The sequence below is a fragment of the Sphingomonas sp. BGYR3 genome, from assembly GCF_025153455.1.
Lineage (GTDB): Bacteria > Pseudomonadota > Alphaproteobacteria > Sphingomonadales > Sphingomonadaceae > Sphingomonas.
Map to the genome: position 1 here is coordinate 625576 of NZ_JANZNT010000001.1, position 15325 is coordinate 640900.

Annotated in this window: 12 protein-coding genes; all 12 read right to left on the reverse strand. The window is 68.3% G+C overall.

The window, feature by feature from the left end; translation table 11 throughout:
• Position 1: 1 nt before the first annotated feature.
• Entirely contained in the window at positions 2-1888 is a 1887-nt protein-coding gene (locus tag NYR55_RS02910; RefSeq protein WP_260019743.1) for an XrtA/PEP-CTERM system amidotransferase, read from the reverse strand.
• Positions 1888-3414, reverse strand: a complete 1527-nt coding sequence (xrtA, locus tag NYR55_RS02915; protein ID WP_260019744.1) for an exosortase A — start codon at positions 3412-3414, stop codon at positions 1888-1890. The genes NYR55_RS02910 and xrtA overlap by 1 nt, the downstream gene beginning before the upstream one ends.
• A complete protein-coding gene (locus NYR55_RS02920; protein WP_260019745.1) occupies positions 3411-4610 on the reverse strand; it encodes a TIGR03087 family PEP-CTERM/XrtA system glycosyltransferase in 1200 nt (399 codons plus the stop codon). Before NYR55_RS02920 ends, xrtA begins: the two co-directional genes overlap by 4 nt.
• Complete coding sequence (locus tag NYR55_RS02925) at positions 4610-5683, reverse strand: FemAB family XrtA/PEP-CTERM system-associated protein (RefSeq protein WP_260019746.1); 1074 nt, start codon at positions 5681-5683, stop codon at positions 4610-4612. The genes NYR55_RS02920 and NYR55_RS02925 overlap by 1 nt, the downstream gene beginning before the upstream one ends.
• Positions 5680-6552 (reverse strand): XrtA system polysaccharide deacetylase, encoded by an 873-nt coding sequence (locus NYR55_RS02930; RefSeq protein ID WP_260019747.1) that lies wholly within the window; start codon positions 6550-6552, stop codon positions 5680-5682. The genes NYR55_RS02925 and NYR55_RS02930 overlap by 4 nt, the downstream gene beginning before the upstream one ends.
• A 16-nt stretch (positions 6553-6568) precedes the next feature.
• A complete protein-coding gene (locus NYR55_RS02935; protein ID WP_260019748.1) occupies positions 6569-7633 on the reverse strand; it encodes an AAA family ATPase in 1065 nt (354 codons plus the stop codon).
• Between the two features lie 32 nt (positions 7634-7665).
• A complete protein-coding gene (locus NYR55_RS02940) occupies positions 7666-9276 on the reverse strand; it encodes a hypothetical protein (protein WP_260019749.1) in 1611 nt (536 codons plus the stop codon).
• Positions 9273-10247 (reverse strand): AAA family ATPase, encoded by a 975-nt coding sequence (locus tag NYR55_RS02945; RefSeq protein WP_260019750.1) that lies wholly within the window; start codon positions 10245-10247, stop codon positions 9273-9275. Before NYR55_RS02945 ends, NYR55_RS02940 begins: the two co-directional genes overlap by 4 nt.
• 10 nt (positions 10248-10257) lie before the next feature.
• Positions 10258-11802: an XrtA system polysaccharide chain length determinant gene (locus tag NYR55_RS02950; protein WP_260019751.1), complete on the reverse strand. Its 1545-nt coding sequence runs from the start codon at positions 11800-11802 to the stop codon at positions 10258-10260.
• A 10-nt stretch (positions 11803-11812) separates the two neighbouring features.
• Entirely contained in the window at positions 11813-12457 is a 645-nt protein-coding gene (locus tag NYR55_RS02955) for an XrtA/PEP-CTERM system exopolysaccharide export protein (protein WP_260019752.1), read from the reverse strand.
• A gap of 113 nt (positions 12458-12570) precedes the next feature.
• Positions 12571-13797 (reverse strand): pyridoxal-dependent decarboxylase, exosortase A system-associated, encoded by a 1227-nt coding sequence (locus NYR55_RS02960; RefSeq protein ID WP_260019753.1) that lies wholly within the window; start codon positions 13795-13797, stop codon positions 12571-12573.
• Complete coding sequence (locus NYR55_RS02965) at positions 13794-15305, reverse strand: acyl-CoA ligase (AMP-forming), exosortase A system-associated (protein WP_260019754.1); 1512 nt, start codon at positions 15303-15305, stop codon at positions 13794-13796. The genes NYR55_RS02960 and NYR55_RS02965 overlap by 4 nt, the downstream gene beginning before the upstream one ends.
• Positions 15306-15325 lie beyond the last annotated feature (20 nt).

A 15325-nucleotide genomic window follows, 5' to 3' on the forward strand; every position in this document is an offset into this window, starting at 1 on the left:
CTCAGCCGAGCAGGCGGCGCAGGCTGCGGTCCAGGATCATCAGTTGCCACAGCGTCCGGTCATGGTCGGCGCGCCCGGCCCGGTGATCGGCGGCCAGCCGGGCCAGCGCCTTGCCATCGAACCAGTGCAGCAGCACCGGGCTGGTCGCCAGCGCCGCCGCTTCATCAGCCAGCGAACCGCGGAACCACGCGGCGATCGGCACATCGAACCCCTGTTTGGGGCGATACAGGATGTCGCGCGGCAGATGCGCCTGCATCGCCCGTTTCATCAGCCATTTGCCCTGCCCGCCGCGCAGTCGCATCGACACCGGCAGGGTCGCGGCAAACTCGATCAGGCGATGGTCGAGCAGCGGCTCGCGCGCCTCAAGGCTGACGGCCATGCTGGTCCGGTCCACCTTGGTCAGGATATCGCCGGGCAGCCAGTGCCGGAAATCGGCATATTGCGCCCGGTCCAGCGGATCGCGCGCGGGGGCCGTCGCCATGGCATCCAGATAGCGTTGTTCGGCCCGGTGCCCGCCGATGGCACGGCGCATCGCATCGCCATACAGCCGGTCGCGCAAGGCTGGCGTCGTGACGCCAACCGCCTTGGCATAGGCGGCGGCTCCCCCTTCCGACAGGGCGAGCAGGGTCGTCTTTGCCCGGAACAGCCGGGGTGCCCAATCCGCCTTTGGATAGAGCCGCCCGGCCGTGCCGAACACGCCCGACCGGATGCTTTCGGGGATCAGGCCGCGCACCCGCTCTTCCGCCGCGTGAAAGCGATAGCGGCGATATCCGGCCATCGCCTCGTCCGCGCCGTCGCCCGATAGTGCGACCGTGACCTGTTCGCGCGCCAGCTCGCAAACGCGATAGGTCGGCAGGGCGGACGGATCGGCAAAGGGCTCGTCGAACGCAGCGACCAGCGTGTCGATCAGACCGAAGTCATCGGCGTCCACCCGGCGCGTGCGATGATCGGTCGCGAACCGGTCCGCAATCGCCTGAGCATAGGCGGTTTCGTCGTGATCGGCCTGAGCAAAGCCGATGGTGCAGGTTTTCACAGGCTGACGGCTGGCCTCTGCCATCAGCGCGACAACGGCAGAGCTGTCGACTCCGCCGGACAGGAACGCACCCAGCGGCACGTCAGCAACCATGCGCGAACGGACGCCTTCGCGCAGGTGATGGGTCAGTTCGGCCTGAAGATCGGCCGCCGACCCTTTTGCCCGGCGGGAAAAGTCGACATCCCACCACCGCATCGGCCGGGGCACGGGCCGCCCCCGTTCGAGAAGCAGGAACTGACCGGCCGGCAGCTTGCGCACGCCCGACAGGATCGAGGCGTCATCGGGCACATAGCCAAGGCCCATGAAATCCTCGATCGCGCGGGCATCGACCTGACGCCGGAACAGAGGATGCGCCATCAACCCCTTGAGTTCAGACGCAAAGGCGACCGCGCCATCGGCCAGTTCGGTGTAGAAAAGCGGCTTTACCCCCATCCGGTCGCGGGCGAGGAACAGGCAGCGCCGGTCGGCGTCATACAGGGCAAAGGCGAACATGCCGTTCAGCCTGCGCAGCACCTCCGGCCCCCAGACGCGCCAGCCGTGCAGCAGCACCTCGGTATCGCTGTTCGATCGGAAGCGGGCGCCCAGTTCCTCCAGCTCGCGGCGGACGTCCTGAAAATTGTAGATCTCGCCGTTGAACACCACGACATGGCTTTCGCCGGGCAACGCCATGGGCTGTGCCCCGCCGGCAAGGTCGATGATCGACAGCCGGCGATGGCCAAGGCCGACCCCTGGCGCGGTCCACACCCCCGACCCGTCCGGCCCGCGATGCGCGATCGCGTCCGTCATCAGGGCGATGCGGGCGGGATCGATCGGCTTTGGCGTCTGGGGGTGGTACAGCCCGGCAATGCCGCACATCAGGGCGTGGCTCCGACGGCGCGGTCGGCCACCCGGTCAACCGGACCCATTGCGGCCAGGAAATCGCGGATGGCGCGGCGGCTGTCCTGATCGCCGCGTTCGGCGGAAATCAGGATGGCGACGGCGGCCTGTGGCCCGCCGAACAGCTTGGCACGCAGGGTCTGAAGCTTCACGGTGCGGGGGCTGGCGGTAACCATGTCGCCGACGCGATACCATGTCACCACTTCCCGCTCCACCCGGTTGGGACCGATCATGCGCAGAGCCGATCCACCCTCCACCGGGGGCAGATCCTCGATCCTTACCCAGACGTCGTTTTCGCGGATCGCCCCTTGTCCATGCGCGACCAGTTCATGCCCCTCGCGCTGCCCGGCATAGACGATGATGGACAGATCGACCGCGCGGCCGACCCCGTCGGTATAGCGGCCGAACAGGCGGTGGTCGGCGGTCGAAAAATTGGGCTCCCACGGCGCGATCCGGCTGGGCGCAGCGCGGGTCCAGCCCGGCACTTGGGGCAGGTCGATCCGCGCCGGTACAGGCTGTGTCCGGCGATCGGCAGCCCATCCGGCCGCAGCAGCCAGCACGGCCAGACCCATGACCGCGCCGGTGGCGGTCCAGCGGTCCATTGCCCGCGTCACGGGCGTCTGCAATAGGTCTGGATCGAACCACGGCGCGGCCGGGTCGCGGTCGAACCAGCGCCAGCCGATGGCGATCACCGCAATCATCACGACCGCGAAGAAGACAAAGCCATAGACGATGTGGTCGAACCCCGTCGCCGCCTCCACACTGGTCCACCAGGCGGCATAGATGGTGCCGAACGCGCGCACGCCATTGGCAAGGATCGGCACGGTCAGCGCCATGGCCATGAAGGCCGCGCGCCGCCGCCAGCGGACATAACAAACATTGGCGACCAGCGAGCCATAGGCCAGCATGGCGATCAGGAACTTGTTGCCCGAACACGCCTCTGCCACTTCGAAAAAGCCGTTGCTGGTGGTGATGAGGACGCCGTCGACGCTGGCCGGCACCTGAAACAGGTGGAGCAGCGCCATCACCATGTCCACCGTCACCGTTTGCAGCGGCGCTTCCATGAACTCGCCGAACGGCACGAGGAAGATCATGTAGGCGAGCGGAAAGATCAGGCCGCGGGCGACATTGGGGCCGAGCACCGCCAGCACGGCGGACTGAAGCATGGCGACCAGCGCGACATGGCGCACCAGGGCGACGCCCGCCGCCTCGCCCAGCATCCAGACGAATGCAGCGCCGGCCATCGGGATCAGCGCGGGCCACCAGCCGGCGGGGGCCACCCGAACCAGTTCGGCCCGGCGCTGCCACACCAGCCAGCCCAGGATCGGGGGCACGAACAGGCAATGGCCGAACGTCGTCGAGTTCCAGTAAATGCCGGCCAGATCGGCGACATCGCGGTGGAACAGGATCAGCAGCGATGCCCAGCACAGGGCAAGCGCGGCGGCATGGCGTCGCCACGCGGCCAGCCCGTCGTCAGCGACCGGCCGGGGCCATGCCAGCGTCATGCCGCATCCCTTGCCCGATCCGGGGCAAGGGACAACAGCGCATCGAGCGGGGCGAGCCGCGCGGCCCAGCCATAGCGGGCGATCACCTGTTCCCGCGCGCGCCGTCCAAGCAGGGCGGCGGCCGGATCGCCGATGAGTGCCGTCACCGCGCTGACGGTCGCATCGACGCCATCGGCAATGCGGATCGTGCCGCCATGATCGATGCCCTGTGCCGCCGCCGGGCTGACCACCACGGGCCGGGCCATGGCCATCGCCTCCAGCACCTTGTTCTGCACGCCGCGGGCGATGGCGAGCGGCGCGACGACGACCGATGCGGCAGCCAGCCAGCCGCGGGTGTCGGGCACCTCGCCCGTCACCTCGACACCGGGCAGATCGCCCAGCGCGCGCACCGTGTCGGTCGGCGCGCGGCCGACAATGGCAAAGCGGGTATCCGGCACCCGGCCCCGGATGGCGGGCATCACCGACCGGGCGAACCAGGACACCGCGTCGACATTGGGCCGGTAATCCATCTGGCCGGTAAAGACGACCAGCGGCCCGGCGCCGCCGACCGGCTGAACAGTAGCGGGATCGAACCGGACGGTGTCGATGCCGTTTTCGATCGCGTGGACGCGGCTTGCCCCGGTCCGCTGGCGGAACAGCGCGGCCTCTGCATCGCTGACGAACAGGCTGGCCTCGACACGGTCGGCGATCGCGGCCTCGAACGCCTGCATCATCCGCGCCTCACGCTGCATCATCCAGGCCATCGGCCCGCGCGCGGTGGCGGCGTAATCGCCGAACTTGGCCGAATCCATGTCGACAAAGTCCATGATGACGCGCGGTCCGCCCGAGGCGGGCAGATACTGGGCCATCTGGCCGGAATAGACGAAGATGGCGTCAATCGGCTCACGGCTCAGCACTGCATCGACCGCCGCACGCATCGCCGGATCGGCAAAGGCGGTCAGTGACACCGGCCGGCCGGTGGCCAGCGCCTCGGCCGCTGCACGGGCACGGCCCTTCGTCCTGGGCAGGATGCGGTGGCTGGCGACAAGGTCGTCGAGCGCCGCGCCATGCGCCAGATCGCGGGGATCGTCGGCAAACGCGATCAGATGCACCCGGTGGCTGCGCGCCAGATGCACCAGCTGGTGATAGCTGCGGATCTTGTCGCCCCGATCGGGGGGAAAGGGCACGCGGTGCGCCAGGAACAGGATGTCGCCCATCAGCCCAGGCCCCGGGCGATCCATGGCCCGACCCGGTTGGCAATGCCCAGCGGCAGACGCTGCCATGCTGCCACCTGCAACCGGTAGCGCGGGCTGAGCGGATTGACCTCACGCAGCGGCACGCCCGGCCAGCCCCGCTTGAAATAGGCCAACGGTTGCGGATCAAAGCCCCAGTTCTTCTTGAACGCCGCAGCGCCGGTTCCCGCCTTTGACCGCCCGAAATCGAAGCGGGTGCAGCCGCGCGCACGGGCATGGCCCATCAGTGCATAATAGAGGATGTCGTTGGCCCGAAGCGCGCGGGCCGCGTGGGTTCCGCCGCCCCAATAGGGATAGACCGTGCCGCGCCAGTAAAGCGACAGCACGCTGGCCACCGGCCGATCGCCGTCCAGAATGGTCAGGATATCCGCATCCGGGCCGAACGCATCCAGCACTGCATCGAACAGGGCGCGCGGAAACACCGGCGTGCCGAGGTTGCGGACGGATTCGGCATAGACGGCGTAATGAGCCGCGCGGTCGGCGGCAGACACGCCGGTCCGCACGCCAAGGCCCCGGTCCAGCCCCTTTCGCACCTCTGCCCGCTGCTTGCGCGGAATGGCAAGCAGTTCGGCCGCGTCATCGGCGGCAAGCGGGCGGACATGGCCAAGATAGGTGTGGCCATCGACCAGCCAGCCCTCACCCGGGGCCAAGCCGCCGCGCAATTCGACCGTCGGGCACGTCAGGCTGTGCGACAGCATGACGGCAGCATCGGCCAGCGGCTGCGCCCAACGATCGCTTTCGGCCAGGATGCCGCCATCGACGCCGAACCCCGTCGATACCAGCGCACGGCCGAACAGCGGCGAATGCGTTTCGGTCAGCGGCAGGATGCCGCGCAGCACCCCCTCCCCGCTTTCGGCGATCAGCAGATGCGGCCGCTGGCCCGCGCCGCGCGCCGTCGCGATGGTCCATGCCGTTCGGTGAAACGGCGTGGCATCCGGGTGATCGGCGACAAAACCGTCGATCCGCGCCCGAACCGCTGCATCCGTCAGGTCGGCGGCGTGAACGTGGACGCGGGTTGGAAAGGCGGGTGCATTCATGGCAGCCGGGCGGCCTCTGCCGCCGCCACGGCATCGCACCGCCCCCAGCGATGATCGCGCAGCAGCGTGCGCAGCTTGCCAGCCATCGCGCCCAGCCGGGCATAATGGCGCAGCCGGGATTTCAGCGGCGCATCGGCAACGCGCGGCTGATCGGGATCGATTTCCCATGGGTGGAAATAGAACATGGCCGGGCGGGCATCGTCGGCATTGGCATCGCGCACGGCGCGCGCGGTGAAACTGCCGGGGAACAGCCGGAAAAAGCCGCCGCCTGCCGGGGTCGGCTTGCCGAACAGACTGCCGATGGTGATTGGCACCTCGACCAGCGGGCTGCCCGCCACCGGGCGCCATGCGCGGCGCGGCGCATCGGCCCAGCCATAATGATCGGTCGCCACCGGCGCGACGCTGGACGAATAGGTATAGCCGCGTTCGGCCAGGATCGGGTGCGCCCAGGGGGTACGCGCGTCGATCGAAAAACTGGGCGCGCGATACCCGGTGACGGCAACGCCGCCCGCATCCTCCAGCACCTTTCGCGCGCGGTCGATATCGGCGCGGAAATCGTCGGGCGTCATGCGGAACACCCGGCCATGCGCCCAGCCATGGCTGGCCAGTTCATGCCCCTGTTCAACGATCCGCCGCATCAGCGCAGGGTTCCGCTCCGCCACCCAGCCAAGGGTGAAGAATGTCGCGTGAACGCCCGCATCGGCGAACAGCGCCAGCACGGCATCGGTATTGCGTTCGACCCGATGTTGCAGGCCGTCCCAGCTGTCGGGATCGATCACGGTTTCGAATGCGCCGACCTGAAACCAGTCCTCGACATCGACCGACATGCCGTTGAGCACCGGGCCGGGGGCGATCTGTCCCTCGATCATCGAAACCGGCCCCCCTTCAGGCGGCGTTGGAGTGAATCGGCGCAGGGTCCCCGCGCCGCTGATCCGCCTCGATCCAGTCGACGAGCAGGGTCAGCACCCGGCGCAGCGCAGCCTCCTGTTCCTCCAGCCGCGCTTCCATCGCGGTCAGCCGGTCGAGGATTGCGGGATCGGGCATGGCGGCAACCGGTGCCGCCGCGACGGGCGCTTCGACGGGCAGGACGGACGGCTCGGCGGATACGGGCGCTGGCACGGGGGCCACAGCCGGGCGCGCATCGGCGTCCAGATCGGCAACGACATCGGCGATGTGCCGGTCGGTAAAGCGGTCGATCCCCTCAACCGCGCCGTACAGCAGCACGCGGCTTGCCAGTTGGTTCAGGCGGCGCGGGATGCCGCCGGACCAGGCGAACATGGCGGCAATTGCCTCACCCTCGAAATCCGGGCGGCCGGTCCAGCCGACACAGGCGAGGCGGTGTGCGAGATAGGGGCCGACCTCTTCGGGCTCCATCGGCGTCAGGTGGTGCATCGCAATCACCCGCTGGCGCAGCTGTTCCAGCCGGCCGGACCCGGTCAGCAGTTCCCGAAATTCCGGCTGGCCGAGCAGAAGAATCTGCAACAGGGGATAGCCGCCCGCCTGAAAGTTGGAGAGCATCCGCAGCTCTTCCAAGCTGTCGACCGGCAGCGACTGGGATTCATCGACGATCAGCAGCGTACGCTTGCCCGCGCGAGCGACGCCATGCAGCGCCCGCTCGATCGCCTTCAGCACATCGGATTTGGCAAGGCCGCGCGTTTCCGCGCCCAGCCCGTCGGCGACCAGATGAAGGAGATCGGCGGCATCGACCTGGGTCGTGACGATGCGCACCACGTGAAGTTGATCGACATCCGCTGTCGCCAGCAGATGGGCGACCAGCGTCGTCTTACCCGTGCCCGGTTCCCCGGTGATGACGACAAAGCCCTCCCCCTGGCTGAGGCCATAGCCCAGATACGCCATCGCCTTGCGATGCGTGCCGGTGTCGAACCAGAAGGCCGGATCGGGCGTCAGCTGAAACGGGCGTCCGCTCAATCCATAATGGACATCGTACATAGCTACTCTCCGTCGCGCGTCGCAGCGCCCGTTCAGAACCGGTATCCGAGCGCCACCAGCGCCTGGGCAATCACATCGGAGCGGACCGCGTTGGAGGAATCGAACGTGTCGATCCCGCCGACAATCTGTGCGTTCACGCGGCCGAAATTGCGGGAATAGGCGGCATTCGCGCCGATCCCCCACACATCGCCGCCCCCGGCGATGCCGCTGTCGTAATAATTGCCATAGATGTTGCCGGTGACGCTCGACTGGCTGTCCAGCGCGCGGGCGGCGAACAGCTGAGCGTACCAGGCCTGATCGCTGGTCCCGTCAACCACCGCGCCGACCGGCACGTCGGGCACATAGAAACGGCGATGGGCATAGCCGCCACCCAGGCCGAACTGCGTGCCGCCCCGCGTCGCAGACCAGACCGCATCGACGCCCCGCGCCCGGAAATTGGCGGTCGTCACCGACTGGAACACCCCATTCAGGCAGCCGCCCCCGGCCCCGTTGCCGGACCCGAAGATGCAGCCATTATAGTTGTCGCTGAACGGATCGCCCGTGTTCGTGATCTGTCGCGGCAGCCGGTCGATTGCGCTGTTCAGCTGACGGCCAAAGCTCTGCACGCTGTCATACACGCCGATCTGCAGGCCGGACCCGGCCCCGGTCTGCCAGCTGAGCGAGCCGGTAGCGCTGAGCGTGCCATAGCGTTCGCCCACCCGCGCCTCCAGCGTCAGCCGGGGGCTGGGCCGCCACAGGATGCCGCCATCATAATAGACGCCGTCAAAGGCGAATGCCTCTCGCCGCGGCGAGGCGGGATCGGTGACGAAGCGGCCATTGCCGTCCACCACCGGAAAGCCATCGGCATCCAGCAGCGCATCGCGCTGGGTAATGTCGATCCGTTCATAGCCGATACCGGCCAGCAGGGCGACGGTCCGGCTGACCGGCTGTACCGCGTCGGCGCGGCCGTACAGCCCCTCATACCGCTGATCCAGCTGATCGGCGGTTTCCCGCTGCCACGCGCCGCTGATCGTCAGGCCAAAGGGCAGCACGCTGCCCGCGCGCGTGCTGACGCTGCCGATGGCGAGATGGCTGCGCGCTTCGTCATAGACGTCGATCGGCGGCAGGGTGGGATCAAACGCGGCAACGTCCGGCGCCTCGACACGGGTATAGCCGAAGCGATAGCCCGCGCTGACCGATGCCGGGCCGAACTGGCGGGCAAAGCTGGGACCGGCATAGGCCGAATAGACCTGAACCGTGTTGCCGACATTGCCGACAAGGTTCAGCGGCGCATCGCCCCGGCTGTCGAAACGCGACCGGGTGGCGATGCCGCCTGCCTCGACCGACAGGCCGGGCACGATCTGCACCGCGGCGCGGGCAAGGCCGGAATGAACGTCGCCGTCCTGAAGCCGGTCGTCCCAGGAAAGGCGCCGTTCATACTGATAGTTCAGCTGCACCTCGACCCGGCGGGTCTGGATGCTGGCGTCGATCCCGGCGGTGACGGTGGAATAGGTCAGCACGTCATTTTCGCGCAGATCGGCGGTCAGGATCTGGCCCACCTGAATATAGGGGGAAATGATCGTGCGCTGTTCGGACTGCGCCGCCGCCGGGGCGGCAGCGGTCATCGCGATGGCGCCCGATGCGATCAGGACGAACCGGCTCATTTCTGGGACTCCTGTCCGTAATAGCTGCCGAAGCGGGGGCCGCTTCGCTGGAAAGTGACGCTGTTGAGGATCAGCTGAAGGTGCTCGCATCCATCCAGCAGCGCGACCGTTTCGCGCAGATCGCCCTCTGTCGTGCGGTCGGCGCGCACGACCAGCAGCGTCTGGCCGACATGCAGAGCCAGCACCGATGCCGGCGATGCGGCCAGTGCGGGCGGGGAATCGAAAATCACGATGCGGCGCGGATCGGCCTGAACCAGCGCGTCCAGCACCTGGCGCGCCCGCTGGCTGGCCAGCAATTCGGTGTCGTTGGCGCGCAGCATCCCGGCCTGAAGCACCGACAGGTTGGGGATGTCGGTATCCAGGATCAGCGTTTCTGCATCCAGATCCGGATCGGCCAGCGCGTCGAGCAGGCCGGGCGCGGTGTCGATGCCCAGCCGCCGCGGCACATCGGGCTTGGCCAGATCGGCATCGACCAGCAGCACCTGCACATCCTTTTCCGCCGCCAGCGAGATGGCGAGGTTGATCGCGGAGAATGTCTTGCCCTCATTCGGGCGGGCCGAACTGATCAGCACCATGCGCGCGCGGGAATCGTCGCTGGCCGCAACCTTGTCCGCGGTCAGCAGCACCTGTCGCTTGGCCAGACGAAACTCCTCGGCCAGCACGTCCACGGGCGATCCGGGGACCAGCAGCCCCTGTTCGGCCAGCATCGCCCGGTCGATCGCCACGCGGGCGCGGGGCGCGGAACGGATTGCGGCCGGTGGCGGCGCAATCGGTGCGGGTGCCGGTGCAGGTGCGGTTGCAGCCTGGGGCGCTGGCGCCGGGATAACGGGCGACGGTACGGGCGGCGCGGCCGGCGGGGGCACCACCGGTTCAGCCTTGATGGGAATGGGCGCGCGCGGCGGCGGCGCAAAGGCGTTCAGCCCTGCGGCCCGTTCCAGCAGCGATCCCTGTATGCGGCGCGGTTCGTTCATTTGCCGTTCCTCACGCCATCATGCCAATGGTGATCAGGTTGACCCCGATCAGCGCGACAAAGGCGACGAACAGACCGCCCGCGCCGCCCGCAAACAGCATCAGCCGCTTGCGCCGCAGGGGCGTCTGCGATGCCAGCACCACTTCGCTGATCGATCCGATCACGGGCAGGCCGGTGGATCGTTCCAGCCGGTCGGCGGTCGGCCATGTCGTCTGAATACGGCTGAAGGCAAAGGCCGCTGCCGCACCGCCGCCGATACCGGCGATCAGCACCGCGGCCAGCAACAGCGGGCGGTTGGGCGATGCTGGCGCACCCGGCACGGTCGGCGGGTCGATCACCTTGAACCGGACCGGTGCCGTTTCGGCCTGCACCTGTCCGGTCAGGCGCACCTGTTCGCGGTCCTCGACCAGCCGCCGATAGGTTTCGCGCAGGGCGTCGATATCGCGATCAAGCTGGGCCTGTGCCGCCGCGGCATTGGGATCGGCGTCCAGCTTTCGCTGAAGCTGCGACAACTGGCCCTCCAGCATCCCCTTGCGCTGGCTGAGTTCGGCGACGCGCGCCTCGCGCTCCGCCTGCTGCGTGCGCAGGCCGATATAGACGGGATTGGGCTGACCGGCGACAGCGCCGCCGGTCCCCTCGCGCGCGGCAGCCGTGCGGGCCTGGGCCAGCTGACTGTTCAGGGCGCGCATGTCGGGATGGGAATCGGTCCAGCCGCGCGAACGCCCCTCGGCCAGCTGGCTTTCGATCGCGGCCAGCCGGGCACGGGCCGGGCCGGCCATGGGCGCACCAGCGGCTCCGGCAACCATGGCGGGCGTGCCACCCATCTGGGCATTGACCGCCGACAGGCTGGAGCTGGCGCCCGCAAGCTGGGCATCGACATCGGCGAGCGCAGTGCGCGCCTGACCGATCCGGTCGCTCAGCGATCCGGTGCCGGGCAGGCCGGACAGAAACCGGTTGTTGAAATCGGCGAGCTGGTTTTCCTTGTCCTGCAACTGACGCTGACGCAGCGCGATCTGTTCGTCCAGAAACCGGAGCGACTGGCCCGTGCCGTCGCGCGACTGGGACAGGTTATCCTCGACGAAAATGTCGATCATCTTCTGAACGACCGCGCGGGCCAGCCGGGCATTCTGACCATCGGTCATGTCCGGGTTGCTGATCGATGCCGTCACCTCGAACAGATTGTCCTGCTGTGCCGTGATCTTGACCGCCTTTTGCAGGCGCGCTGCCTCGCCCGCGATGGCGCCGGGGGTCGTCGCCCGGCGGGCAAGCTCGGTGCCGCGCACCACCTTTTCCAGATTGATGGCAGAGGTCAGCGTCTGGCGCACCCGCTCCACCTCGCGCGCCTGATCCATCCGCGCCTGTGCGCCCGCCGCCTCGTTCGGCAGCAGGTTGGGCGATTGCACCAGCACGCGCGCGGTCGATTCATATTTCGACGGGATCAGCGACACCGCGAACCAGCCGGCCAGGCAGATTGCCCAGGCGACGGCCAGCGCCAGCCACCGGCGGTGCCAGATGCCGTGGATCGCAGCGCGGATTTCGTCATAGATGCCGTCCATCCCGCGCGCCTCAGAACATGGATTCGGGGATGATGATGACGTCACCCGGCTCCAGCCGGACATTGGCGCGGGTATCGCCATCCTTCAGCAGGCTGGACAGCCGCAGCTTGTATTCGGTCTGCTTGCCCGTCGCCCGGTCGTACCGGACCAGCCGCGCCCGGTTGCCCGCCGCAAATTCCGACAGGCCGCCGACCGAGATCATGGCGTCAAGCACGGTCATGTTCGCGCGATAGGGGATCGATGCGGGCTTTTCGGTGGCACCGACGATCCGCACCTGCTGGCTGAACGTGCCGGCAAAATTCTGGACGATGACCGATACGATCGGGTCCTTGATATATTCGCCCAGCGCGATCTTCATATCGTCGGCCAGCATCGATGGCGTCTTGCCCACCGCCGGCATGTCCGAAATCAGCGGGGTCGAGATGCGGCCATCGGGGCGCACCTGCACGCCCTTTGCCGACAGTTCGGGGTTACGCCAGACAAAGATATCGAGCTGATCCAGCGGGCCGATGACATATTCCTCGCTGGGCGCCTCGCGCGCGGCGACGAACCCGGCGGGGGGCAGTTCGTTGCGCGCGGTGGTGGCACAACCGCTTGGCAGGGTTGCCAGGATCGCCGTTGCGGCCAGCAATCGGGTTCGAACATTCACGCGCATTACGCCCAGCCTCCATGGCGTGCGTCGCACCGGCGTCCCGGTGCACACACGGCTATTCATGGGCCGTGATGGCGCTGACAGGTTAAAATCGCGTTAGGCGAGCGGGCCGCGCCCTAGCCGTCGATCAGGATTTCCGGCGCTGGCGGATGGCCCAGAAAGGCGGACGGGCTGGCCGTCGCACCATAGGCACCGGCCAGGAACAGGGCGACGACATCGCCCTCCTCCGCCGGTGGCAGGGCGACCCGATCGGCCAGGCGGTCGAGCGGCGTGCACAGGCAACCGACGACCGACGCCGTGACGTCGCCCGCCGCCTGCATCCGATCCGCCAGCGCGACCGGATAGTTGCGGCGCACGACCGTGCCGAAATTGCCGCTGGCCGCAAGTTGATGATGCAGGCCGCCATCGACGACATAGAATATTTCGCCCTGGCTCTGCTTCACGTCGATGATGCGGGTCAGATAGACGCCGCATTCCCCGACCAGCCAGCGGCCAAGCTCGATCGCAAACCGGCTGTTGCCAAGGATTTCCGGGCGCTGGTTCAGGGCATCGGCCAGCCGTCGGCCGATCCGTTCGATATCCAGCGGCACGTCGCCCGCGAAATAGGGGATGCCGAAGCCGCCGCCCAGATTGACCAGCGGCGGCGCCGTGCCCACCGCGTCGGCCAGGCGCGCGGCCAGCGCGATCACCCCGGCCATCGTATCGCCCAGCGCATCGGCATCCAGCGACTGGGACCCGGCATAGACATGGAAACCCTGCCACAAAGCCCCGCCATCGATGATGGCGCGGACCAGCGCGGGCACCTGTTCCGCATCGACGCCAAAGGGCGAGGCGCGGCCACCCATCCGCATCCCCGATCCGCGCAGTTCGAAATCCGGGTTCACCCGCACCGCGATATGGGCGGGCACGCCGATCCGTTCGGCAACCGCCAGTGCACGGCGCACCTCCCCCGCCGATTCGGCATTCAGCGTCGCGCCGGCCCGGATCGCGGCCTCAAGCTCCGCATCCCGCTTGCCCGGCCCGGCAAAGCTGATCGCGGTGGCCGGCTTGACCGACAGCGCACGGTGAAGCTCGCCCGCCGACGCAACGTCCAGCCCGTCGACCAGCGGCGCGATGGCGGCGAGCAGGTCGGGGTGCGGATTGGCCTTGATCGCATAATGCACATCCAGCCCATCGGGCATCGCGGCACGCAACCGGGCGATCCGCGCCCGGACGATGGCCATGTCATAGACGAAACAGGGGGTGGACCCCGCCCGCCCGATCAGCGCACCGACCGACAGGCCGCCGATGGTCAGGCGATCCTGCCCCGCAAATTCGGGCGGCAACGGACCGGTCGGCTTCATGACGTCAACTCCCGGCGCAGGGCAGCGCGATCCAGCTTTCCGTTGGCGTTGCGGGGCAGTGCCTGACGCCAGATGATCTCGGCAGGCTGCATGAACCCCGGCAGGTCACGGCGCAATCGCTCGCGAAGCCGCGGCTCGACCGCCTCTGGCGCGCCCCTCGCCCGGGCGATCAGGTGGATTGCCTGTCCCGTCCGCGCATCGGGCACCCCGATGGCCACCGCCTCGGCCAGTTCCCCGCCGGCCAGTGCAGCCTCCTCGACCTCGGTCGGGCTGACCCGATTGCCCGAAACCTTGATCATCTCGTCCCCGCGCCCGACAAAGCGCAGCAGGCCGTGCGGTTCGATGACCACGGTGTCGCCCGACCACACGGCCATGCCGCCGCTGTCGGACCAGGCGGGCGCCGGGCGGAACCGTTCGGCGGTTCGGGCCGGATCGCGCCAGTATCCATGCGCGACCAGCGGCCCGGCATGGACCAGCTCGCCCGGTTCCCCCGGTGCCGCGCGGGTGCCATCGGGGGCGACCACCATTACCTCGGCAAAGGGAATCGCCCGCCCGATCGATTCCGGATGCCGGTCGACCAGATCGGGGTCGAGATAGGTCGATCGAAATGCCTCGGTCAGGCCGTACATCGGATAGAGGTCGGCATTGGGAAACCGTTCCCGCAACTGGCGGACCATGGCGGGGGTCAGTGCGCCGCCCGAATTGGTAATCCGGCGCAGCGCCGTTGCCGTCTCCTGCGGCCAGTCGCCTTCCAACAGCTGCACCCAGAGCGGGGGGACGCCGGCCAGCGTGGTGATCGCATCGCGCGCAACCGCCTTTATCACGTCGCGCGGCAACAGATAGTCCATCGGCACCGCACAGGCGCCCGCAGCCCAGGTGGAGAGCAGCTGGCTCTGCCCGTAATCGAAACTGAGCGGGAGCACCGCCAGCACCCGGTCGGCTGGCTCAAGTCGCAGGTAATGCGCAACGCTGATCGCCCCCAGCCAGAGATTGGCGTGGGACAGCATCACCCCCTTTGGCCGCCCGGTGGACCCGGAGGTGTAGAGGATGGCGGCCAGCGCATCGGGATCGGCATCCGATGGCGGCACAGGATCGCCGCCCGCCAGCACCGCCTCATCCGCGATGGCCCGGGTGCCGTGCGGCACATCGCCCCGTTCCAGCAGGGGCAGCCGGGCGGTCTGGGTAATCAGCAGCCGGGCGCCGCTGTCGGCCAGAATGTGCGAAACCTGCCCCCGCTTGAGCTGCGGATTGATCGGGACATGGACCAGCCCCGCGCGCGGCGCGGCCAGCGGCAGGATGCTGGCCAGCAGCGTCTTTGGCAGCCAGCTGGCCACCCGGTCGCCCGGCGCAAATCCCTGACCCGCCAGAAAGCCCGCCAGCCTGGCAACCGCGTGCTCCAGTCCGGCATAGTCCAGTTCCCCAACCCGCCCGGCCAGCGCCAGCCGCCCCGCATCGCCGCGAAGCGTCAGGTGATCGATCGGACGGGGATGCGGATCGAGCTGGATCATCGGCGCCCCTGATAGCGCGC